We start from the raw sequence: 21,142 nt of genomic DNA, 5'->3' as shown, positions 1-21,142 counted from the left end.
GGCGCCAAGAGGTATCTGTGACGCCGCATAAAAAAGAGGGGAGCCAGGCTCCCCTCTTTTCATGCTCAGAGCGGATCGGCCTTGAGGCAGGAGACCGCATGGCTGAAGTTCCCCTCCAGCACGGGGCGGGTCTTGGCGCACTCGGGGCCGGCCTGGGGGCAGCGGGTGCGGAACACACAGCCCGACGGGGGATTCATGGGAGAGGGCAGGTCCCCTTCCAGGATCTGGATGGTCTTGCTGCGCTCCAGGTCCGGGTCCGGGATCGGCACCGCCGACATCAGGGCCTTGGTATAGGGGTGCAGGGGGTTGGCGTAGATCTCCTTGCCTTCACCGAGCTCCACCGCATTGCCCAGATACATCACCAGCACCCGATCCGAGATATGTTTGACCACGGAGAGATCGTGAGCGATGAAGATAAGCGACAGCCCCATCTCCTTTTGCAAGGACTTGAGCAGGTTGACCACCTGAGCCTGAATCGACACATCCAGCGCCGAGACCGGCTCGTCGCAGATGATCATCTTGGGCTCGAGGATGAGCGCCCGGGCGATGCCGATACGCTGGCACTGACCACCGGAGAACTCGTGGGGATAACGGTTCACCAGGTTCGGCAGCAGGCCCACCTTGCTCATCATGGCGCGCACGCGGCCCTTCACCTCATCCCGGGTCAGGTTCGGGTAGAAGGTGATAAGCGGCTCGGCGATGATGTCACCTATGGTCATGCGCGGATTGAGCGAGGCCAGCGGGTCCTGAAAGATCATCTGGATCTCTTTGCGCTTCTCGCGCAGCGCCTGGTGATCCAGCTTGGTCAGGTCGTTACCGAGCCACACCACCTTGCCCGCGGTGCTCGGCACCAGGCCTATGATGGCACGGGCGAAGGTCGACTTGCCGCAGCCCGACTCCCCCACCACACCCAGGGTCTCCCCCTCGTAGAGGCGCAGGGTCACCCCGTCTACCGCCTTGAGAGTGGAGGGTTTGGCCCAGGGCCAGGCCCGATCGCTCTTGATGCTGAAATGAACCTTGAGGTCGGAGACCTCGAGCAGCAATTTCTTCTCGACTGTCATACCGCCTCCTTGCCCATGACTTCAGAGACCCAGTGGCAGGCCCGCTGGCGCCCATCGCCAAACGGAGTCAGCACGGGGGACTGGCTGCGACAGAGGTCGCTCACCCGGTGGCAACGCTCCTGGAAGGGGCAGCCCACGGGCAGACGTAGCAAGTTGGGCGGGTTGCCCGGTATGGTCGGCAACACCTCACCCTCGGTGTCAAGGCGGGGAATGGCGCGCAGCAAGCCTTCGGTATAGGGGTGGCTCGGGCGGTAGAAGATGTCATTGACCTTGCCGTACTCCATGGTACGGCCGGCGTACATCACCAATACCTTGTCGCAGATGCCGGCCACCACCCCGAGATCATGGGTGATCATGATGATGGCGGTGTTGAACTCACGCTTGAGCTCTGCCATCAACTCCATGATTTGGGCCTGTACCGTCACATCCAGCGCCGTGGTCGGCTCGTCGGCGATAAGCAGCTGGGGCCGGCACAAGAGCGCCATGGCGATCATCACCCGCTGACGCATGCCGCCAGAGAACTCGTGGGGGTACATGCCCATGCGCTTGCGCGCCTCGGGGATCTTCACCGCATCGAGCATACGCACCGACTCCTCGAAGGCCGCAGCCCGGGTCAACCCCTTGTGCAGCATCAGCACTTCCATCAGCTGATCCTTCACCTTCATGTAGGGGTTCAGGGAGGTCATGGGGTCCTGGAAGATCATGGCGATCTTCTCGGAGCGAATACGGTTGAGCTTGGACTCGGGCAGGTTCAGGATCTCGTCGCCCTGAAACTTGGCCGAACCGGTGATGATGCCATTCTTGGCAAGCAGCCCCATGATGGCAAATGCGGTCTGGGACTTGCCCGAGCCGGACTCACCCACGATGCCGAGGGTCTCTCCGGCCGCCAGAGAGAAGTTGAGGTCGTTCACGGCCACCACATTGCCGTCCGGGGTCTTGAACTCGACCCGCAGATCTTTCACATCGAGCAACTGCATAAGAACTCCTTAGCGATCTTTCGGGTCGAGGGCGTCACGCAGACCATCCCCGAGGAAGTTGAAGCAGAACAGGGTCACCACCATGAAGCTGGCGGGGAACAAGAGCTGCCAGGGGGCGACTTCCATCGCCTTGGAGCCTTCATCCAGCAGGGCACCCCAGCTGGTCATCGGCTCCTGGACCCCGAGGCCAAGGAAACTCAGGAAGGATTCGAACATGATCATGCCCGGCACCAGCAAGGTGGCGTAGACAGCCACGATGCCGAGGACGTTCGGCACGATATGGCGGGTGATGATCTTCCACTTCGACACACCGCAAACATGGGCTGCCTCGATAAACTCCTTGCTCTTAAGGCTCAGGGTCTGACCGCGCACGATACGGGCCATGTCGAGCCAGCTCACCGCCCCGATGGCGAGGAAGATAAGCGCCAGGTTACGGCCGAAGAAGGTCACCAGCATGATGACGAAGAACATAAAGGGGAAGGCGTTGAGCACCTCGAGCAGTCGCATCATCAGGCTGTCGACGCGTCCGCCGATAAAGCCCGATGCGGCGCCATACAGGGTACCTATGATGACGGCCACCAGGGCCCCCATGATGCCGACCATGAGCGAGATACGCCCACCGAGCAGGGTACGCACGAAGAGATCACGTCCCAGGCTGTCGGTACCAAACCAGTGACCCGTCTCCATGTCCGGAGCGGACTGCATGGCATTCCAGTCCGGATCATCGAAGGTGTACTGGGAGAGATGCGGACCCACCATGACCGCCACCGAGATGATGGCCAGAATGATAAGGCTGGTGAGCGCCGCCTTGTTACGGAAGAAACGCCGCCGTGCATCCTGCCACAGGGAGCGTCCCTCAACCTCCATCTGCTGGGCGAACGTTTCAACCGCAGCACGCTTTTCTGTTGATACAACCATGATCTACTCCCTGATCAGTAACGGATTTTCGGGTCGATAAAGGCATACAGGATATCGACCACGGCGTTGAAGGTGATGGTGAGTGCACCGACCAGAATGGTCAGGCCAAGCACCATGGAGTAGTCACGGTTCAGCGCTCCGTTGACGAACAGCTGACCTATTCCCGGCAGGCCGAAAATGGTCTCGATCACCACAGACCCCGTGATGATGCCCACAAACGCCGGGCCCAGGTAGGAGACCACCGGCAGCATGGCCGGGCGCAGGGCGTGGCGCAGTATGATGTAACGCAGGGGCAGCCCCTTGGCGCGGGCGGTACGGATGAAGTTGGAGTTCATGGTCTCGATCATGCTGCCACGCATGATGCGGGAGATAGCCGAGATGTAGTACATCATCATGCCAAACACCGGCAGCACCATAAACTGGATACCGCCCCCCTGCCAGCCACCGGCCGGCAGCCAGCCCAGGTGGATACTGAAGAAGAGCACCAGCAAGGGCGCCAGCACGAAGCCCGGGATCACCACCCCCGCCATGGCCGACGACATCAGCAGATAGTCGATAAGGGTGTTTTGCTTGAGAGCGGCTATGGTGCCGAAGGTCACCCCGAGCAGCACGGCAAACAGGAAGGCCACCGAGCCGATCTTGGCAGAGACCGGCAGCGCCTCACTCACCAGATCGTTGACGGAGAAGTCCTTGTACTTGAAAGAGGGACCGAGATCACCCTGCACCAGGTTACCCAGGTAGGTGAGGTACTGCACCCCGATCGGTTTGTCGAGCCCGTACTTGGCCTCGATGTTGGCCATGACTTCGGGCGGCAGGGAGCGTTCGCTGCTAAAGGGGTTACCCGGCGCGAAACGCATCATGAAAAAGGAGACGGTGATGAGCACCAGCAGCGTCGGAATCGCTTCCAGAAGACGCTTGAAGATAAATTTCAACATAGACAATACCTGTCCTAACTGCTTCCAAAGGGTCGCTTTGTAATGAGGGGCCCACCCGGCGGGTGGACCCCCTGCTTGTTATGCGACTCGACCCATCAATGGGCGATGATGTACATGTCCTTGCTGTAGAGGTTGTCCAGCGGGTTGGCCGGATAACCGCCCAGGTAGGGCTTGACCATACGAGCGGTCACGTACTGGTAGATGGGGGCGATGGGCATATCCTTGGCCAGGATCTCTTCGGCCTGGACATAGAGCTTGTTACGGGACTCGCTATCCACCTGGTTGCGCGACTCACTCATCAGCTTGTCGAACTCGGGGTTGGAGTACTTGCCGTCGTTGTTGCCATGGGTGGTCTGCATCAGATCCAGCATGGAGGAGGCTTCGTTGTAGTCAGCGATCCAGCCGGCACGGCCCACGTCAAACTGCCCCTGCTTCTTGGTCTCCAGGTAGGTCTTCCACTCCTGGTTGACCAGGCTCACCTGCACGCCGAGCTTCTTCCACATGGAGGCCACGGCCACCGCCACCTTCTTGTGGTTGTCATCGGTGTTGTAGAGCAGCTCGAACTTGAGGGGGTTGCCCGGACCGAAACCAGCCTCGGTCAGCATCTCTTTGGCCTTGGCATCACGCTCGGCCTGGGTCAGCTTGGACCATGCAGGAGCGACCGGTTTGAAACCGTCGACGAAGTCCGGCACGAGCGTGTAGCCCGGGGTCTGCCCCTGACCCATCACCTTGTCGGCGATCACGTTGCGATCGATGGCGTAGGAGAGGGCGGTACGCACGCGCACGTCGTCAAAGGGCTTCTTCTTGAAGTTGTACTGGTAGTAGTAAGTTCCTACATAGCCGGTCACCTTCAACTCATCGCCTTTCTCTTTCTTCATCTGCTTGAAGCGCTCGATAGGCAGGTTGTAGGTCATGTCCACTTCACCGGCCAGATAGCGGTTCAATTCGGCATTGGTGGACTGGATCGGCAGATAGGTCACCTTGTTGATGACGGTCTTGGCGTCATTCCAGTAATTTTTGTTCCGCTCGAGCTCAACCTTCTCGTTGACTACCCAGTTTTTCAGCACGTAGGCACCGTTGGATACCATGTTGCCAGGCTGGGTCCACTTGTCACCAAACTGCGCGATCACCTTCTTCGGCACCGGGTAGGTGGTGGTGTGGGAGAGCATGCTGACAAAGTAGGGAATGGCTTTCTCGAGCTGCACCTCGAAGGTGTAGTCATCGGTCGCCTTGACGCCCAGGGTGTCGGCCGGTTTCTTGCCTGCGATGATGTCGGAGGCGTTGACGATGGTCGGGATCTCCAGATACCAGGAGTAGGGAGAGGCGGTCTTGGGATCCACGGCGCGCTGGAAGGCGAAGACAAAATCGTGAGCAGTGACCGGGTCACCGTTGGACCACTTGGCGTTTTTACGCAGGTGGAAGACGTAGTGCTTGTTGTCCTTGGTCTCCCAGGACTCCGCCATGGCAGGCAGCACTTCCCCGTTGGGGCCGGAGGCGACCAGTCCTTCAAACAGGTCGCGCAGAATATTGGATTCGACCGTTCCTTCAGTCTTGTGCGGGTCCAGGGTGGCAGGCTCGGAGCCGTTCCCCTTCACCAACTCTTGCACATCCGCCAGTTTGGTACCGGCGGGAACCTCGGCGGCCTGAACCGAACCGCCAAACAGGGCTGCAACCAACAGGGTATTTATAATCGTTTTTTGGTGAGTCATTTCCATACTCCAACAAGAACATTCCATGCTTACATCCATTCACGAGAAAAGAATCCCGCTTGGCGCATGATTCCCTGCACTATTGAATAATGCAATAGTTTCGTGCGCACACTCTGGCTTTTCATGGATGAAAAACCATCAAATCCCAATCCTGGCAGAATTTCTCAACGCGAAAATGGCGCTTTTTTATACAAATCCGCTCGATTGTAGGGAATCGCCCCCCAAAAGGAAACAAATAAAAAACCGGCCAGAAGGCCGGTTTTTTATTGGTGAAAGCGATCACATCAGGGCAGGAAACATCGCCTTGATTCCGGCCACCATGATCTCGATGCCCAGGGCCATCATGATAAGACCCATGATACGGGTCACCACGTTGATACCCGTGTTGCCCATCAGCTTGAACAGCAGAGGCGCGGCGCGAAAGATGAGCCAGGAGCAGAATGAGAAGATCACCACCACGATGGACATGCCAATCAGCTGCTGCCAGTGGCTCTGGCTGGCGTAGACGATGACCGAGGAGATGGCACCGGGGCCCGCCATCAGGGGAAGAGCCAGGGGTACGACAGCAATCGACTCACGGGCGGCCAGCTCCCCCTTCTCTTCTTTGTTATGTTTTACCTCGCCGAGTTTGCCCTGCAGCATGGACCAGGCGATCAGAGTGATGAGCGATCCGCCGGCGATACGAAACGAGGCCAGGGAAATACCAAACCCGTCGAGAATGAGCTGCCCCAGATACATGGAGACCAACAGGATCACCATGACGGCCAGGTTGGCGGTAGTATTGGTCTTCATCCGCTCGGCCGGGCTCTGGTGGCTGGTCAGGCTGACAAAGACAGGCAGCAACCCGAGCGGGTTGATGATGGCGATAAGGCCGATGAAAAATTTCAGGTAGAGGGAGAAGTCGAGTTCAGCCATGGCATCCTGTTCACACTGAGGGCACGATTAAATCGTGCGTAAATTTACATCAAGCCACCCGTCTCTACCAATTAGTTAATCTGGGTCATCTCCCCCCGTTCCAGATAATCCGGCTAATAACACACAAATATGCAACACAGCGTGCGTTAACAACCGCCCACCCACCACTACATCCGGAACAAATGCGCAACAAGGGCCCCACATTCCTCCCCTGACCCCCTGGCCTCTCCCCGAAGCAGGGTCATCGCCCTCGCCCAGGCAGACAAATTCACCCTCTTTAAGACATATTGGAAGAGAAAATCTCTGACGACTTTCTCCCTCTGCCCCTGCACACTCTCTAGCCAGAGGGGAGGCAAATACTGATAAAGGGGATAAAAACAGCAATAATGCATTGTTTTGAAAGAACAAAAAAAACGTATGTCGCATATATCACCGGCTGGAGCGCCAGGGGTCACACGATGAACCCGCCCATGAAAAAAAATTTCTTTTGTTCTTTTGTTACATTTGATCGCGATCAATTTTTTGAGGCATCCCTCCCCCCTATAATCGGTGTCGAAAGCAGTTTAACAAGGCATGCAATACCCCGATGGGGTGAATGGATAACGCGGCTGTGGCTATAATTGCCGGGCCTGAAAAAATCTCACAACGTTTTGTTAAACAGTTTTCAAAAATCATCAGGAGATGACATCTATGGCAGTAACCAACCTGGCAGAACTGGATGCACTGGTCGCCCGTGTGAAGGAAGCTCAGCGTGAGTTCGCTACTTTCTCTCAAGAGCAGGTCGACAAGATCTTCCGCGCCGCCGCCCTGGCCGCCAACAACGCCCGTATCCCTCTGGCCCAGATGGCCGTCGAAGAGTCCGGCATGGGTATCATCGAAGACAAGGTGATCAAGAACCACTTCGCCTCCGAATACATCTACAACAAGTATAAAGAAGAGAAGACCTGCGGCATCCTGAGCGAGGATGACGAGATGGGCACCATCACCATCGCCGAGCCGGTGGGCATCATCTGCGGTATCGTACCGACCACCAACCCGACCTCCACCGCGATCTTCAAGTCCCTGATCTCCCTGAAGACCCGTAACGCCATCATCTTCTCTCCGCACCCCCGCGCCAAGAACGCCACCAACACCGCCGCCAAGCTGGTGCTGGATGCCGCCATTGCTGCCGGTGCCCCGAAAGACATCATCGGCTGGATCGACCAACCCTCCGTCGAGCTCTCCAACGCCCTGATGAAGCACAACGACATCAACCTGATCCTGGCCACCGGTGGCCCGGGCATGGTGAAGGCTGCTTACTCCTCCGGTAAGCCGGCCATCGGTGTGGGTGCCGGTAACGTACCGGTGGTCATCGACGAAACCGCCGATGTCAAGCGTGCCGTCGCCTCCGTGCTGATGTCCAAGACCTTCGACAACGGCGTAGTCTGCGCCTCCGAGCAGGCCGTCATCGTGGTTGACGCCGTCTACGACCAGGTCAAAGAGCGTTTCGCCTCCCACAAGGGCTATGTACTGGCCAAGGACGAAGCTGACAAGGTTCGCAAGGTCATCCTGATCAACGGTGCCCTGAACGCCAACATCGTGGGCCAGCCTGCGACCAAGATCGCCGAAATGGCCGGTGTCTCCGTGCCTGCCGACACCAAGATCCTGATCGGCGAAGGCCTCAAGATCTGTGAAGAGGAAGAGTTCGCTCACGAGAAACTCTCCCCGCTGCTCGGTATGTTCCGTGCCAAGACCTTCGAAGAAGCCGTCGAAATGGCCTGTGACATGGTCAACCTGGGTGGTATCGGCCACACCTCCGGCCTCTACACCGACCAGGATCGCAACGCCGACCGTATCAAGTACTTCGGCGACAAGATGAAGACCGCTCGTATTCTGATCAACACCCCGACCACTCAGGGTGGTATCGGCGACCTGTACAACTTCGCCATGGCTCCGTCCCTGACTCTGGGTTGCGGCTCCTGGGGTGGTAACTCCATCTCCGAGAACGTGGGTCCCAAGCACCTGATCAACAAGAAGACAGTCGCAAAACGGGCAGAAAACATGCTGTGGCACAAACTTCCGAAATCCATCTACTTCCGTCGTGGCTCCCTGCCGATCGCCCTGGGCGACCTGGAAGGCAAGAAGCGCGCCATGATCGTGACCGACCGTTTCCTGTTCAACAACGGCTATGCCGATGAAGTGGTTCGCCTGCTCAAGGGCATGAACATGGAAGTGGAAGTCTTCTACGAAGTGGAAGCCGACCCGACCCTGACCGTGGTGCGCAAGGGTGCCGAGATGGCCAACTCCTTCAAGCCGGACGTGATCGTCGCCCTGGGCGGTGGTTCTCCGATGGATGCGGCCAAGATCATGTGGGTGATGTACGAGCACCCGAACACCGCCTTCGAAGACCTGGCCATGCGCTTCATGGACATCCGCAAGCGTATCTACAAGTTCCCGAAGATGGGTGTGAAGGCCGAGCTGGTCTGTATCACCACCACTTCCGGTACCGGCTCCGAAGTGACTCCGTTCGCCGTGGTGACCGACGACGCTACCGGCGTGAAGTATCCGCTGGCTGACTACGAGCTGACCCCGAACATGGCCATCGTTGACGCCAACCTGGTCATGGGTATGCCGAAATCCCTGTGTGCCTTCGGTGGTATCGATGCCGTGACCCACGCCATGGAAGCCTATGTTTCCGTGCTGGCCAACGAGTACTCCGACGGTCAGGCTCTGCAAGCCCTGAAGCTGCTGAAGGACTACCTGCCCTCCAGCTACCAGAACGGCGCCAACGACCCGATCGCCCGTGAGAAGGTGCACAACGCCGCCACCATCGCCGGTATCGCGTTTGCCAACGCCTTCCTGGGTGTGTGCCACTCCATGGCCCACAAGCTGGGTGCCGAGTTCCACATTCCGCACGGCCTGGCCAACGCCCTGCTGATCAGCAACGTCATTCGCTACAACGCGAATGACAACCCGACCAAGCAGACCGCGTTCTCCCAGTACGACCGTCCGCAGGCTCGCCGTCGTTACGCCGAAGTGGCCGACCATCTGGGTCTGACTGCCGCCGGTGACCGTACCGCCGTCAAGATAGAGAAGCTGCTGACCTGGTTGGACGAGTTGAAAGCCACTCTGGGCATCCCGGCCTCCATCCGCGAAGCCGGTGTGCAGGAAGAGGCCTTCCTGGCTGCCGTTGACCAGCTGGCCGTTGAAGCCTTCGATGACCAGTGCACCGGCGCCAACCCGCGCTACCCGCTGATCAGCGAACTCAAGCAGGTGCTGCTGGACTCCTACTATGGTCGTCCCTTCACCGAAGGCACCGTCGCCGCCGCCGAAGCCCCCAAGGTAGAGAAGGCTGACAGCAAGAAAAAGGCCAAAGCCTAATATTCTTGGCCCCAAATGGAAGCCCGCGCACAGCGCGGGCTTTTCTTTTCTGCTATCTCCTTGCTAGGTTTAGCTATATCGCGCAAAGGGATAACACCATGCCACTGATCCAGGCCTCCATTGAGCAGTTGAGAGTCGGTCACTTCGTCCATCTCCCCGGGGGATGGAAGAACCACCCCTTCATGTTCAATGCGTTCAAGATAAAGGATGAGGATCAGCTCAACATCATTCGCCATCTGGACTCCACCATGTTGGTGATGGTGGACACAGACAAAAGTGATCTCCCCCTCGAGCCACTGATCCGCGGTGAGGTGATCGAAGAGGCGCCTCCCCCACCCCAGATCGATGAGCCCTCCGGGCCTCCCCCTTTCGACGAGAAGGCGTTTCGTCGCTCCATGCGAGTGGCCGAGAAGGCCTTCAGCCAATCGGTCTCCGAGTTGCGCGATGCGCTTGGTGCTCTCAACCTCAAGCCCGACGAAGGATTGGCCAACACGGCACAGATAGTGCGCAATGCAGCCGCCCAGATCGCCCTGCACGAGGGCCCCCTCGGCCTGCACCTTATCCGCTCGACTCACACGGACGTCCTGCTGCAGCACAGCCTCAACGTCGCCTATCTGGCCATGTTGATCGCCAGGGAGCTCGGCATGAATCCGGTCGAGATCGAGGAGGTGGGGCTAGCGGGCCTGATACATGACATCGGAGAGCTCAGGGTCCCGACCCAGATCACCCAAAAGCGCGGCGAGCTCAGCAAGGCCGAGATCAACTTCCTGCGCATGCATCCCCAGTACGGCTTCGAGATGCTGGCCCAACTCAAGGCCTTCGAACCCAAGGTGCGTGCCGTCGCCATTCAGCACCACGAGCGACTCGACGGTAGCGGCTATCCCAAGGGGCTCAAGGGGGAGGAGATCTCCCCACTGGCGCGCCTCATCGGTCTGGTCGATTACTATGACGAGCTGCTCCATCCGCGCATGAGTGGCTTTCCGGCCCCACCCAACCAGGTGGTCAGCCAGCTCTTCAAGCAGTCGCAAGGCAAGTTCGAGCCAGACCAGGTCAAGCTGCTCATCAAGATATTGGGGATCTATCCCCCGGGGACCCTGGTTCAGCTCTCGGACGAGAGTATTGCACTGGTGCTCTCCTCCGAGCCCTCCTCCACCCTCAAACCCAAGATCCTGCCCTACATCAAGGGACAGAGGCCTGAGGGGGTTGCCATGGTGGACCTCAAAGAGGATGAGCGCACCATAGTGCGAGCCTGCCTCATCGAGGAGCTCGACGAGGCGCAGCGCCAGTTTTTCAACCTGACCCGTCGCTTCAGTTATTATTTTGCTTTCTGAGTTATCCCCAGAAGCTGGGGATAACTCATTGGACAACCATGAATAATCAGCCCTGACCTCTCATTTCCAGCCCCGAGAAGGGGTGCGCAAAAAATCGACTGGTCTTGAGCCCGTTATCGCCGAAGGGGGGAAGTGTGAGAGGGATCCCGTTATGGCATCCCCACGCTTCCACTGCTGACCCCAGTGCGTACCATGGCGCCGGTTTTCAGCAAGGATGAATAAGATGCTGCTGGTTCTCTCCCTGCTGCAACAGATGAGCGTCTTTCTGGTCATCGCTTACCTCTTCTCCAAGACGCCCCTCTTCCACCCCCTGGTCAACTACTCGGTGCGCCTGCCCCACAAGGTGGTCATCTACTTTCTCTTCTCCTCGTTTTGCGTCATGGGCACCTATTTTGGCCTGGAGATCCAGGGGGCCATCGCCAACACCCGAGCCGTCGGAGCCGTGCTGGGAGGCCTGCTCGGAGGCCCTCTCACCGGCCTGCTGGTGGGTCTCACCGGTGGTCTGCATCGCTGGACCCTGGGCGGGTTTACCGATGTGGCCTGCGCCATCTCCACCACGGTTGAGGGACTGCTCGGTGGCCTGGTGCACTGGTATCTGCTGCGTCGGGATCGTCTCGATGCCCTGTTTCACCCTCAGGTAGCCCTCATCACCACCTTCGTGGCCGAGGCGTTGCAGATGATCATCATACTGCTGGTGGCCAAACCCTCCGGTGAGGCCCTGGAGCTGGTGCGCCATATCGCCATCCCCATGCTGACCGCCAATGCGCTGGGGGCAGCCCTCTTTATCAGCATGATCCGCGATCAGAAATGGATGTATGAGAAGTTCTCGAGCGATTCGTCGGCCAAGGCCCTGCGTATCGCCCAGCGCACTGTGGGGCTGCTCCACGACGGCTTTACCCCGGAGGCGAGCCGCGCCATCGCCCGCATCGTGCACGAAGAGACAGGCGTTGGCGCCGTCGCCATCACGGATCGACATGCCATCCTCGCCTTCACCGGTATCGGCCAGGATCACCACCTGCCCGGCACGCCCATCTCCTCGCCCCTCACCCTGGATGCCATGGCCCAAAACCGGGTACTGTTCGCCGATGGCAACAGCACGCCCTATCAGTGTTCGCTGGCCAGTCGCTGCCCCCTCGGCTCGGTGCTGGTGATCCCGCTGCAAGGGGAGCAGGAGGTGATCGGCACCATCAAGCTCTATGAACCCAGGCAGCGACTCTTTCTCAAGTTCAACCGGACTCTGGGTGAGGGCATCGCCACTCTGCTCTCCCACCAGCTGCTCAGCGGCCGTCTGGAGCAACAAAAACATCAGCTGATGCAGGCCGAGCTCAGGGTGCTGCACACCCAGGTCAATCCCCATTTCCTCTTTAACACCCTCAACACCATAGGCGCCATCACCCGCAGCAACCCCCAGCGCGCGCGGGAGTTGCTGCTGCACCTCTCCCGTTTCTTTCGCAAAAACCTCAAACGTCCGGAGGGACTCTCGACCCTGGCCGAGGAGCTGGCGCACTGTGACGACTACCTGGAGATAGAGCTGGCCCGCTTCGGGGATCATCTGAGCGTCGAGCGCCACATCGATCCCGCCCATCTGACGTTGAAACTGCCGAGTTTTACCCTGCAGCCCCTCATCGAGAACGCCATCAAGCACGGTACGGCGCAACTGCTCACCCAGGGAAAGATCCTCATCGCCAGCGAAGAGAGGGGGGAGGAGATAGCACTCATCATCGAGGACAACGCCGGCCTGTGGCGCCAACATGAGGGGGGAGAGGGACTTGGCATGACGCTGGTGGAGCGTCGCCTCAAGAGCGCCTGTGGTCCCCGTGCCGCCCTGACGGTGGAGTGCCAACCCGACTGTCATACTCGCATCATACTGAGCCTGCCCAGAGAGCACCCATGATCACCGCCCTCATCATCGACGACGAACGCTATGCCCGTGCCGAGCTCAGGACACTGCTGGCCGAGCAGAGCGACTTCCAGATCCTCGGCGAGGCGGCCAACGCCATCGAGGCCCTCGCCCTGACCCAGCAGCACAGACCCGATGTGCTGTTTCTCGATATCCAGATGCCCCAGTTAAGCGGCATGGAACTGTTGGCCCTGCTCACCCCCCCCCTGCCCCGGGTCGTCTTCGTCACCGCCTTCGACGACTATGCGGTGCAGGCGTTCGAGGAGAACGCCTTCGACTATCTGCTCAAACCCATAGAGCCGTGCCGTCTCGAGAAGACCCTGCAGCGGCTGCGTCAGGATCTTACCCCCCAGGCTCTCGCCCCCCTGGTGCCGCCCCTCACCCGCCTGCCCGCATACTGCCACGACAGGGTCAGGGTCGTCCCCCTCGATGAGGTGGCGATCGCCTTCTCCGACCCCGGCGGCGTTCATATCTACACCCGTGAAGGGGAGCTGCTGCACACGCAGTTGACCCTCAAGACGCTGGAGGAGCGCACCCCCCTGATACGCTGCCATCGCCAGTATCTGGTCCACCCTGCCGCCATTCGGGAGCTGCGCACCGATGGTCATCAGGTGGAACTCATCACACCCGGCGATCAGGCCGTGCCGGTGAGCCGTCGTTTCCTGCGCCCCATCCGTGAGCAACTCGGCCTGGCGTGAGGCAGATCACAAGCGATGACCGCTTATCGAGCCAGATCGCCGCTCACGGCAAAGTGGCTGCCCCCTGGTCTGCACGCTCCTACTATGCGAGACACGATAAAAGAAAAGGAGCGTCGAAATGATCTGGTTCTTCCTCTGTGTCGGTCTGCTCGTGGCCGGCTACTTCTTCTACGGCAAGTTCGTAGAAAACATCTTCGGGCCCCGGCCCGAACAGGCTACCCCGGCAGTCACCATGGCCGACGGGGTGGATTACGTCCCCATGTCGGACAAGAAGGTCTACCTAGTACAGCTGCTCAACATCGCCGGCGTCGGTCCCATCTTCGGCCCCATCCTGGGTGCCCTCTATGGCCCGGTTGCCATGCTCTGGATCGTCTTCGGCTGCATCTTCGCCGGCGCGGTACACGACTACTTCTCCGGCATGCTGTCGGTACGGGCCAGAGGCGCGTCGGTCCCGACCGTGGTCGGTGAGCATCTGGGCAAGGCCGCCAAGCACTTCATGAACCTCTTCGCCGTGCTGCTTCTGATGCTGGTGGGCGTGGTGTTCGTACTGAGCCCGGCGGGTCTGCTCGCCAACCTCACCTCCATCGATCTGGTCTACTGGATTGGCGCCATCTTCGCCTACTACATCCTCGCGACCATAGTCCCCATCGACAAGATCATCGGTCGCTTCTACCCCATCTTCGGCGCCCTGCTGGTCTTCATGTCGGTCGGCCTCATCATCGGCCTCATCGCCTCGGGCAAGGGTTTCTACAACACAGGGATGGATTTTTCCAATCTGCACCCGACCGAGCTGCCCCTGTGGCCCCTGCTCTTCATCACCATCGCCTGCGGCGCCGTGTCCGGCTTTCACGCCACCCAGTCCCCGCTGATGGCGCGCTGCATGCAGAACGAAAAATCCGGCCGCTTCATTTTCTACGGCGCCATGATTGGTGAAGGGATCATCGCCCTCATCTGGTGTACCCTGGGCCTCTCTTTCTACGAGAGCACCGATGCCCTCAACGCCACGCTGGCCAATGGCGGCCCTTCTGCCGTAGTACACGAGGTCTCCACCAGCCTGCTTGGCAGTGTCGGTGGCATCCTGGCCATCCTCGGCGTGGTGATCCTGCCCATTACCTCGGGTGATACCGCGTTTCGCAGCGCCCGCCTCATCGTCGCCGACTTCCTGAACCTGACCCAGAAGCCGATGGCCAAGCGACTGCTCATCGCCATCCCCATGTTTATCATCGGCTTTATCATCTCCAAGGCTGAATTTGGGGTGATCTGGCGCTACTTCGGCTGGGCCAACCAGACCACGGCAGTCATCATGCTGTGGACGGCGGCGGCCTACCTCATCAAGGAGGGCAAACTGCACTGGATCTGCACCCTGCCGGCCATGTTCATGACCACTGTGTGCATCACCTATCTGGCCAACGCCCCCATCGGCTTCGGCCTGGGGATGACCCTCTCCACTCTGATCGGAGTAGGCTCCACCCTGGCCATCACCACCGCCTTCCTGGTGAAGTTCCGACCGGCCGCCCTGGCCCGGGAAGAGGAAAACGCCTGATATCCAGCCATAAAAGAGAGGGCTGCCCATGGGCAGCCCTCTTTGCTTCTCTTCGCCTCTTCCCTTACAGGGTGGCGGCGATCTCGTCGGAGATGGAGCCGTTGTGGTACACCTCCTGCACGTCGTCCAGATCTTCCAGCATATCGATGAGGCGCATCAGCTTGGGCGCGGTCTCGGCGTCCAGCTCGGCTTCGGTGGAGGGGATCATGGTCACTTCGGCGTTCTCGGCCTTGAAGCCGGCGGCTTCCAGGGCATCGAGCACGGTGCCGAAGTCGTTCGGGGTGGTGTACACCTCGATGGTGCCATCCTCTTCGCTCACCACATCGTCGGCGCCCGCTTCCAGGGCCGCTTCCATCAGGGCATCCTCATCGGCACCCACGAAGGTCAGTACCCCCTTCTTGGTGAACAGATAGGCGACGGAGCCGTCGGTACCCAGGTTGCCGCCGCACTTGCTGAAGGCGTGACGCACTTCGGCTACGGTACGGTTACGGTTGTCGGTCAGGCACTCCACCATGACAGCTGAGCCGGCCGGGCCGTAGCCTTCGTAGACGATGGTCTCGAGCTGCTCACCGTCACCACCACCGGCGCCGCGCTGGATGGCACGGTTGATGGTGTCACGGGTCATGTTGCCAGACAGGGCAGCTGCCACCGCGGCGCGCAGACGCGGGTTGTTGGCAGGGTCGGCATCGCCCATGCGGGCTGCGGTGGTGATCTCACGGATCAACTTGGTGAAGATCTTGCCACGCTTGGCGTCCTGAGCCGCCTTACGGTGTTTGATGTTGGCCCATTTACTGTGACCTGCCATATAAACTCTCCGTTATACTCTTTGAATTTCAATGATTTAATCGTTCAGCAACCACTGAACGGGCCGCGCAATGCGCGGCCACGTGCCTTACTCGTCGGCCTGGGCCGTGCTGGCGATGGCCAGCTCGCCCAGCTGGGCCGGGTTGGCAAAACTCGGGGCGTCGGTCATCAGACAGGCGGCCGCCGTGGTTTTCGGGAAGGCGATGACGTCGCGGATGTTCTCGGTGCCGGTCAGCAGCATGCTGAGGCGGTCCAGACCAAACGCCAGGCCCGCGTGGGGCGGAGTACCGTACTTGAGCGCGTCGAGCAGGAAGCCGAACTTCTGGCGCTGCTCGTCCGGGGCGATGCCCAGGATATCGAACACGGTAGACTGCATCTCGCCGTTGTGGATACGCACCGAGCCGCCACCGACTTCATAGCCGTTGATGACCATGTCGTAGGCGTTGGCATAAGCCGCCAGCGGGTTGGCCTTGAGCTCGCTCGCGCTCATGTCGCGCGGAGAGGTGAAGGGGTGGTGCATGGCCGCCAGACCGCCTTCGCCATCCTCTTCGAACATGGGGAAGTCGATGACCCACAGGGGCTTCCAGCTGTTCTCCAGCAGGCCCAGATCGCGGCCCACTTTCAGACGCAGGGCGCCCATGGCATCGCACACCACCTTCCTGGAGTCGGCGCCGAAGAAGATGATATCGCCGTTGGCCGCACCGGTACGGGCCAGGATCTCGCGCACGATGGCGTCAGAGAGGAACTTGGCTACCGGGGATTGCACGCCCTCGAGACCGTTGGCGGCCTCGTTGACTTTCATCCAGGCCAGACCCTTGGCACCATAGATGCCGACGAACTTGGTGTAGTCGTCGATCTGCTTGCGAGAGAGCTCGGCGCCGCCCGGCACCTTCAGGGCAGCCACACGGCCTTTCGGATCGTTGGCCGGGCCGGCGAACACGGCAAACTCGACGGCAGACAAGAGATCTGCCACATCGACCAGCTCCATGGGCAGACGCAGGTCCGGCTTGTCGGAGCCATAGCGGCGCATCGCCTCGTCGAAGGTCATGATGGGGAAGTCGCCCAGATCCACGTCCAGGATGTGCAGCCAGAGTTTGCGGATCATCTCTTCCATCACTTCGCGCACCTGGGGTGCGGTCATGAAGGAGGTCTCCACGTCGATCTGGGTGAATTCCGGCTGGCGGTCGGCACGCAGGTCTTCGTCGCGGAAGCACTTGACGATCTGATAGTAACGGTCGAAGCCGGACATCATCAGCAGCTGCTTGAACAGCTGCGGGGACTGGGGCAGGGCGTAGAACTTGCCCTTGTGCACACGGCTCGGTACCAGGTAGTCACGAGCCCCTTCCGGGGTGGCCTTGGTCAGCATCGGGGTCTCGATGTCGAGGAAGCCGTGCTCGTCCATGAAGCGGCGCACGAAGGCGCTGGCCTTGGCACGGGTCTTCAGGAACCTGGCCATCTCGGGGCGACGCAAGTCCAGGTAGCGATACTTGAGGCTCACCTCTTCGCTGTTGACCTGGTTGAAGTCCAGCGGCAGGGGCTCGGCGCGGTTGATGATGGTCAGCTCGTGGCCGAACACCTCGATGGCACCGGTGGCCATCTCGCCGTTGCGCTGGGACTCAGGACGCAGACGGACCACACCCTTGACCTGGATACAGAACTCGCCGCGCAGCTCGGAGGCCAGGGCAAAGGCCTCGGGCCTGTCCGGATCGAAGAAGACCTGAACCAGCCCCTCACGGTCACGCATGTCGATAAAGATGAGACCACCGAGATCGCGACGGCGGTGCACCCAGCCACAGAGAGTAATGGTCTGCCCTTCATGGGCCTCGTTGACCTGTCCGCAATAATGTGTGCGCATGGACTTCTTCCTTCGGAAATAATGAGAGACGGTTAACCCTGAGCCGCCGGGCACGACTGGCAAGCACCGTCTGTCTCGCAGCTGGCCAGATTCTTTTTCTTGCCCGGTTTGAAGTCGGTCTCGTACCACCCCGACCCCTTGAGCCGGAAGCCGGCGGCGGAGATCTGTTTGACCAAGGCGCTCTTGTGACAAGCGGGGCAATCGGTCAGGGGGGCATCGGAGAGCTTTTGCAGTTTTGCCAATTCATGGCCACAGTCATCGCAACGATATTCGTAGATAGGCATGGGTCACAAGAATTTGGTAACAAAAGGGGGCACATTATAGAGGAAAAGCCCGCTCCGGGTAAAATGGCCCGATGCATCTCCCATCGTGAATCGTCCCATGCCACTCTATCTCGGTCTGCCCCAATGGAGTCACCCCGCCTGGCCCGGCCAGCTGCTCGGTCGCGCCACCCGTCCTGCCGACCATCTGGCCGACTACGCACAGGTGTTCAATGCCATCGAGGGCAACACCACCTTCTACGCCACTCCCACCCCGCAGACAATACGGCGTTGGCATGACGCCACGGGTGATCATTTTCGCTTCACCTTCAAGTTTCCCCAAACCATCAGCCACCAGAGCGACCTGCTCGACGTGGATCGGGAGGCGAGCGCCTTCATCGCACTGCTTGCCCCCCTGCACGCACGCCTCGGTCTGCTCAAGCTGCAACTGCCGGCCGGCTTCGGGCCAGCGAGCCTGCCACGGCTAGAGGCCTTCCTCGCTCGCCTGCCGGCCGACTTTGCCTATGCGGTCGAGGTGCGCCACCCGGCATTCTTCGCCAAGGGGGAAGCCGAGCGAGCCCTCAACCGCCTGTTGATGGCGCGCGGGGTCAATCGCATCATGCTCGACAGCCGTCCGCTCTTCTCGGTGGCAGCCAGTGTCGCGGCAAAGAGTGCGGCCATGATCGATGCCCAGGGCAAGAAGCCAAGGCTGCCGGTGCACCTGCTGGCCACCGCCGACGCCCCCGTGGTGCGTTTCATCGGTTTACCCCATCCCGCCGACAACCACCCCTTCCTGCAGCCCTGGTTGCCGCGCTGGCGCCAGTGGCTCGATGAGGGCAAGTCCCTCTACCTCTTTATCCACACCGCCGACAACGCCCATGCCCCGATACTGGCACGAGAGGTGGCACAGCTCCTCGGGCACCCCCTCCCCCCGTTCGTGGGGGAAAACGATTCGGTGCGGCAAGGGCGTCTCGACCTGTGACGAGGCGGTCACGGGCAGCACTTTTTTTACTGTGAGCCCGGTCACCTCCCAAGACAAACCGGGTTCAATCCTCTAAAATGCGCCCCGTTGCCCATCCTTTACCGGGACAGATCCCGAGGTGGGCAGGACTGCGCACATTACCCGAACATGGGTTGCCCTCTTGCGGCAACCAGGCTGCACAACATGCACTCCAAAGATCAGATTTTTGCCGCTCCGATCGACCGGCTCGGGGACTTCTGCTTCGACGAACAGGTCGCAGAGGTCTTCCCGGACATGATCCAGCGCTCCATCCCGGGCTACAGCAACATCATCTCCGCCATCGGCATGATGGCCGCCCGCTACGCCCGCCCCCACACCCGACTCTATGATCTGGGCTGCTCCCTCGGGGCCGCAACCCAGTCCATGCGCCGCCATGTCAGCGCCGAAGGCTGCACCATCACGGCGGTGGATCTCTCCGCCCCCATGATAGAGCGCGCCCGCAAGCATCTGGCCGCCTTCAAGGGGCTGCCGGTGGAGCTAGTGCAGGGGGACATCTGCGAGACCCCCATCGAGAACGCCTCCGTGGTGGTGCTCAACTTTACCCTGCAGTTTCTCGAACCCGCAGCGCGTCTGACCCTGCTCCGGCACATCCACGATGGTCTGGTGCCGGGTGGCCTGCTGGTGCTGAGCGAGAAGTTCCGCTTCGAAGACGACGCCGTCAACGACCTGCTCATCGATCTGCATCTGGATTTCAAGCGCGCCAACGGCTACAGCGAACTCGAGATCAGTCAAAAGCGCACGGCGCTGGAGAACGTGATGCGCACCGATTCCATTCCGACCCACAAGGCACGCCTCCTGGAGGCCGGTTTCAGCCACGTGGATCTCTGGTTCCAATGTTTCAACTTCGGCTCCCTGGTAGCCATCAAGCAATCATGATCGACTTTGCCAACTTCTATCAGCTGATCGCCAAGACCCGTCTCAGCCACTGGTTGCACACCCTGCCGGCCCAGCTCCACACCTGGCGCCACGACAATCAACACGGGGATCTGCCGCGCTGGGAGCGCGCCCTGGCCAAGCTGCCCCGGGTGCCGGCAACGTCCATGGACCTGGCCCACGCCGTGAGCGTCGGCGATGCACAGAGTCTCGCCGACGGGGAGCGCAAGAAGGTAGAGAGCCTGCTGCGCCAACTCATGCCCTGGCGCAAGGGACCCTTCACAGTCCACGGCATCCACATAGACACCGAGTGGCGCTCCGACTGGAAGTGGGAGCGTGTGCTGCCCCATCTCTCGCCGCTCGCCGGTCGCCATGTGCTGGACGTGGGCTGTGGCAGTGGCTATCACCTGTGGCGCATGGTGGGTGAAGGGGCAAAGCTGGCCGTCGGCATCGATCCTAGCCCACTGTTCCTGTGTCAATTCGAAGCTATTCGCCATTTCCTTGGCGGCGACCAGCGCGCCCACCTGCTGCCGCTCGGCATTCAGGAGCTGCCTCCCTTGCGCGCCTTCGATACCGTCTTCTCCATGGGGGTGCTCTATCACCGCAAGTCCCCCATCGAGCACATCGAACAGCTGCGCAGTCAGCTGGTGGACGGGGGTGAGCTGGTGCTCGAGACGCTGGTCATCGATGGTGACGAGCATCAGGTGCTGGTGCCCGAAGATCGCTACGGCAAGATGCGCAACGTCTGGTTTATCCCCTCGAGCCAGGCCCTCAAGCGCTGGGTTGAGCGCTGTGGCTTCGTCGACGTACGCATCGTCGATGAAAATGTGACCAGCACCGACGAACAACGTCGTACCGACTGGATGATTAATGAGTCCCTTGGTGACTATCTAGACCCTGCCAACCCCACCCTGACGGTGGAGGGTTACCCGGCCCCGAAACGGGCCGTACTGATCGCCCGCAAGGCCAAAGACTAGCCGAT

The 21,142-nt window shown here is 60.2% G+C and carries 17 protein-coding genes; 8 read left to right on the top strand and 9 right to left on the bottom strand.

Annotation, left to right across the window (positions count from 1 at the left end; all coding sequences use genetic code 11):
• Positions 1 to 65: 65 nt before the first annotated feature.
• The 6 genes from oppF to BN1133_RS13435 all read right to left on the bottom strand — a co-directional run bounded on the left by oppF (position 66) and on the right by BN1133_RS13435 (position 6,515).
• On the bottom strand, positions 66 to 1,061 hold the full coding sequence (oppF, locus tag BN1133_RS13460; RefSeq protein WP_050667028.1) for a murein tripeptide/oligopeptide ABC transporter ATP binding protein OppF: 996 nt from the start codon (positions 1,059 to 1,061) through the stop codon (positions 66 to 68).
• Entirely contained in the window at positions 1,058 to 2,038 is a 981-nt protein-coding gene (gene oppD / locus BN1133_RS13455) for an ABC transporter ATP-binding protein (protein ID WP_050667027.1), read from the bottom strand. Before oppD ends, oppF begins: the two co-directional genes overlap by 4 nt.
• A gap of 9 nt (positions 2,039 to 2,047) precedes the next feature.
• Positions 2,048 to 2,956, bottom strand: coding sequence for an oligopeptide ABC transporter permease OppC (gene oppC / locus BN1133_RS13450; RefSeq protein ID WP_050667026.1), 909 nt, complete (start codon positions 2,954 to 2,956; stop codon positions 2,048 to 2,050).
• Between the two features lie 14 nt (positions 2,957 to 2,970).
• Complete coding sequence (gene oppB, locus BN1133_RS13445; protein WP_050667025.1) at positions 2,971 to 3,891, bottom strand: oligopeptide ABC transporter permease OppB; 921 nt, start codon at positions 3,889 to 3,891, stop codon at positions 2,971 to 2,973.
• 95 nt (positions 3,892 to 3,986) lie between these two features.
• The gene (locus BN1133_RS13440) at positions 3,987 to 5,600 is read right to left on the bottom strand and encodes an ABC transporter substrate-binding protein (RefSeq protein ID WP_050667024.1); all 1,614 of its coding nucleotides are present in this window, start codon (positions 5,598 to 5,600) and stop codon (positions 3,987 to 3,989) included.
• 279 nt (positions 5,601 to 5,879) lie between these two features.
• Positions 5,880 to 6,515: a YchE family NAAT transporter gene (locus tag BN1133_RS13435; protein WP_050667023.1), complete on the bottom strand. Its 636-nt coding sequence runs from the start codon at positions 6,513 to 6,515 to the stop codon at positions 5,880 to 5,882.
• A gap of 681 nt (positions 6,516 to 7,196) precedes the next feature.
• On the opposite strand from BN1133_RS13435, the gene adhE reads away from it, so the two are divergent.
• The 5 genes from adhE to BN1133_RS13410 all read left to right on the top strand — a co-directional run bounded on the left by adhE (position 7,197) and on the right by BN1133_RS13410 (position 15,347).
• The gene (gene adhE, locus BN1133_RS13430; RefSeq protein WP_082178011.1) at positions 7,197 to 9,875 is read left to right on the top strand and encodes a bifunctional acetaldehyde-CoA/alcohol dehydrogenase; all 2,679 of its coding nucleotides are present in this window, start codon (positions 7,197 to 7,199) and stop codon (positions 9,873 to 9,875) included.
• A gap of 98 nt (positions 9,876 to 9,973) precedes the next feature.
• Positions 9,974 to 11,206: a cyclic di-GMP phosphodiesterase gene (locus BN1133_RS13425; RefSeq protein WP_050667021.1), complete on the top strand. Its 1,233-nt coding sequence runs from the start codon at positions 9,974 to 9,976 to the stop codon at positions 11,204 to 11,206.
• Between the two features lie 223 nt (positions 11,207 to 11,429).
• Complete coding sequence (locus tag BN1133_RS13420; protein WP_050667020.1) at positions 11,430 to 13,100, top strand: sensor histidine kinase; 1,671 nt, start codon at positions 11,430 to 11,432, stop codon at positions 13,098 to 13,100.
• Positions 13,097 to 13,804, top strand: coding sequence for a two-component system response regulator BtsR (gene btsR, locus BN1133_RS13415; protein WP_050667019.1), 708 nt, complete (start codon positions 13,097 to 13,099; stop codon positions 13,802 to 13,804). The genes BN1133_RS13420 and btsR overlap by 4 nt, the downstream gene beginning before the upstream one ends.
• A 118-nt stretch (positions 13,805 to 13,922) precedes the next feature.
• Complete coding sequence (locus BN1133_RS13410; protein ID WP_050667018.1) at positions 13,923 to 15,347, top strand: carbon starvation CstA family protein; 1,425 nt, start codon at positions 13,923 to 13,925, stop codon at positions 15,345 to 15,347.
• 64 nt (positions 15,348 to 15,411) lie between these two features.
• Here BN1133_RS13410 and BN1133_RS13405 read toward each other — a convergent pair whose 3' ends face one another.
• From BN1133_RS13405 to BN1133_RS13395, 3 genes are all read right to left on the bottom strand, one after another.
• Positions 15,412 to 16,152 (bottom strand): YebC/PmpR family DNA-binding transcriptional regulator, encoded by a 741-nt coding sequence (locus tag BN1133_RS13405; RefSeq protein WP_050667017.1) that lies wholly within the window; start codon positions 16,150 to 16,152, stop codon positions 15,412 to 15,414.
• A gap of 87 nt (positions 16,153 to 16,239) precedes the next feature.
• Entirely contained in the window at positions 16,240 to 18,006 is a 1,767-nt protein-coding gene (gene aspS, locus BN1133_RS13400; RefSeq protein WP_050667016.1) for an aspartate--tRNA ligase, read from the bottom strand.
• Positions 18,007 to 18,038: 32 nt separating this feature from the next.
• Positions 18,039 to 18,290, bottom strand: a complete 252-nt coding sequence (locus tag BN1133_RS13395; protein WP_050667015.1) for an FmdB family zinc ribbon protein — start codon at positions 18,288 to 18,290, stop codon at positions 18,039 to 18,041.
• Positions 18,291 to 18,387: 97 nt separating this feature from the next.
• On the opposite strand from BN1133_RS13395, the gene BN1133_RS13390 reads away from it, so the two are divergent.
• The 3 genes from BN1133_RS13390 (at position 18,388) to cmoB (ending at position 21,137) form a co-directional block, all read left to right on the top strand.
• Positions 18,388 to 19,248, top strand: a complete 861-nt coding sequence (locus tag BN1133_RS13390; RefSeq protein ID WP_050667014.1) for a DUF72 domain-containing protein — start codon at positions 18,388 to 18,390, stop codon at positions 19,246 to 19,248.
• Positions 19,249 to 19,431: 183 nt separating this feature from the next.
• A complete protein-coding gene (gene cmoA, locus BN1133_RS13385) occupies positions 19,432 to 20,163 on the top strand; it encodes a carboxy-S-adenosyl-L-methionine synthase CmoA (RefSeq protein ID WP_050667013.1) in 732 nt (243 codons plus the stop codon).
• Complete coding sequence (gene cmoB, locus BN1133_RS13380) at positions 20,160 to 21,137, top strand: tRNA 5-methoxyuridine(34)/uridine 5-oxyacetic acid(34) synthase CmoB (RefSeq protein WP_050667012.1); 978 nt, start codon at positions 20,160 to 20,162, stop codon at positions 21,135 to 21,137. Before cmoA ends, cmoB begins: the two co-directional genes overlap by 4 nt.
• The last annotated feature ends 5 nt before the right edge of the window (positions 21,138 to 21,142 follow it).

The organism is Aeromonas schubertii, from assembly GCF_000820105.1.
Taxonomy (GTDB): Bacteria; Pseudomonadota; Gammaproteobacteria; order Enterobacterales; family Aeromonadaceae; genus Aeromonas; species Aeromonas schubertii.
This window is presented reverse-complemented; position numbering and strand designations above follow the sequence as displayed.

Coding starts and splice junctions, on each gene's coding strand:
- adhE (WP_082178011.1), top strand. CDS start 7,197: ATGACATCTATGGCAGTAACCAACCTGGCAGAACTGGATGCACTGGTC.
- oppF (WP_050667028.1), bottom strand. CDS start 1,061: ATGACAGTCGAGAAGAAATTGCTGCTCGAGGTCTCCGACCTCAAGGTT.
- aspS (WP_050667016.1), bottom strand. CDS start 18,006: ATGCGCACACATTATTGCGGACAGGTCAACGAGGCCCATGAAGGGCAG.
- btsR (WP_050667019.1), top strand. CDS start 13,097: ATGATCACCGCCCTCATCATCGACGACGAACGCTATGCCCGTGCCGAG.
- BN1133_RS13395 (WP_050667015.1), bottom strand. CDS start 18,290: ATGCCTATCTACGAATATCGTTGCGATGACTGTGGCCATGAATTGGCA.
- BN1133_RS13405 (WP_050667017.1), bottom strand. CDS start 16,152: ATGGCAGGTCACAGTAAATGGGCCAACATCAAACACCGTAAGGCGGCT.
- cmoB (WP_050667012.1), top strand. CDS start 20,160: ATGATCGACTTTGCCAACTTCTATCAGCTGATCGCCAAGACCCGTCTC.
- BN1133_RS13410 (WP_050667018.1), top strand. CDS start 13,923: ATGATCTGGTTCTTCCTCTGTGTCGGTCTGCTCGTGGCCGGCTACTTC.
- BN1133_RS13390 (WP_050667014.1), top strand. CDS start 18,388: ATGCCACTCTATCTCGGTCTGCCCCAATGGAGTCACCCCGCCTGGCCC.
- cmoA (WP_050667013.1), top strand. CDS start 19,432: ATGCACTCCAAAGATCAGATTTTTGCCGCTCCGATCGACCGGCTCGGG.
- oppD (WP_050667027.1), bottom strand. CDS start 2,038: ATGCAGTTGCTCGATGTGAAAGATCTGCGGGTCGAGTTCAAGACCCCG.
- BN1133_RS13435 (WP_050667023.1), bottom strand. CDS start 6,515: ATGGCTGAACTCGACTTCTCCCTCTACCTGAAATTTTTCATCGGCCTT.
- BN1133_RS13420 (WP_050667020.1), top strand. CDS start 11,430: ATGCTGCTGGTTCTCTCCCTGCTGCAACAGATGAGCGTCTTTCTGGTC.
- BN1133_RS13425 (WP_050667021.1), top strand. CDS start 9,974: ATGCCACTGATCCAGGCCTCCATTGAGCAGTTGAGAGTCGGTCACTTC.
- oppC (WP_050667026.1), bottom strand. CDS start 2,956: ATGGTTGTATCAACAGAAAAGCGTGCTGCGGTTGAAACGTTCGCCCAG.
- BN1133_RS13440 (WP_050667024.1), bottom strand. CDS start 5,600: ATGACTCACCAAAAAACGATTATAAATACCCTGTTGGTTGCAGCCCTG.
- oppB (WP_050667025.1), bottom strand. CDS start 3,891: ATGTTGAAATTTATCTTCAAGCGTCTTCTGGAAGCGATTCCGACGCTG.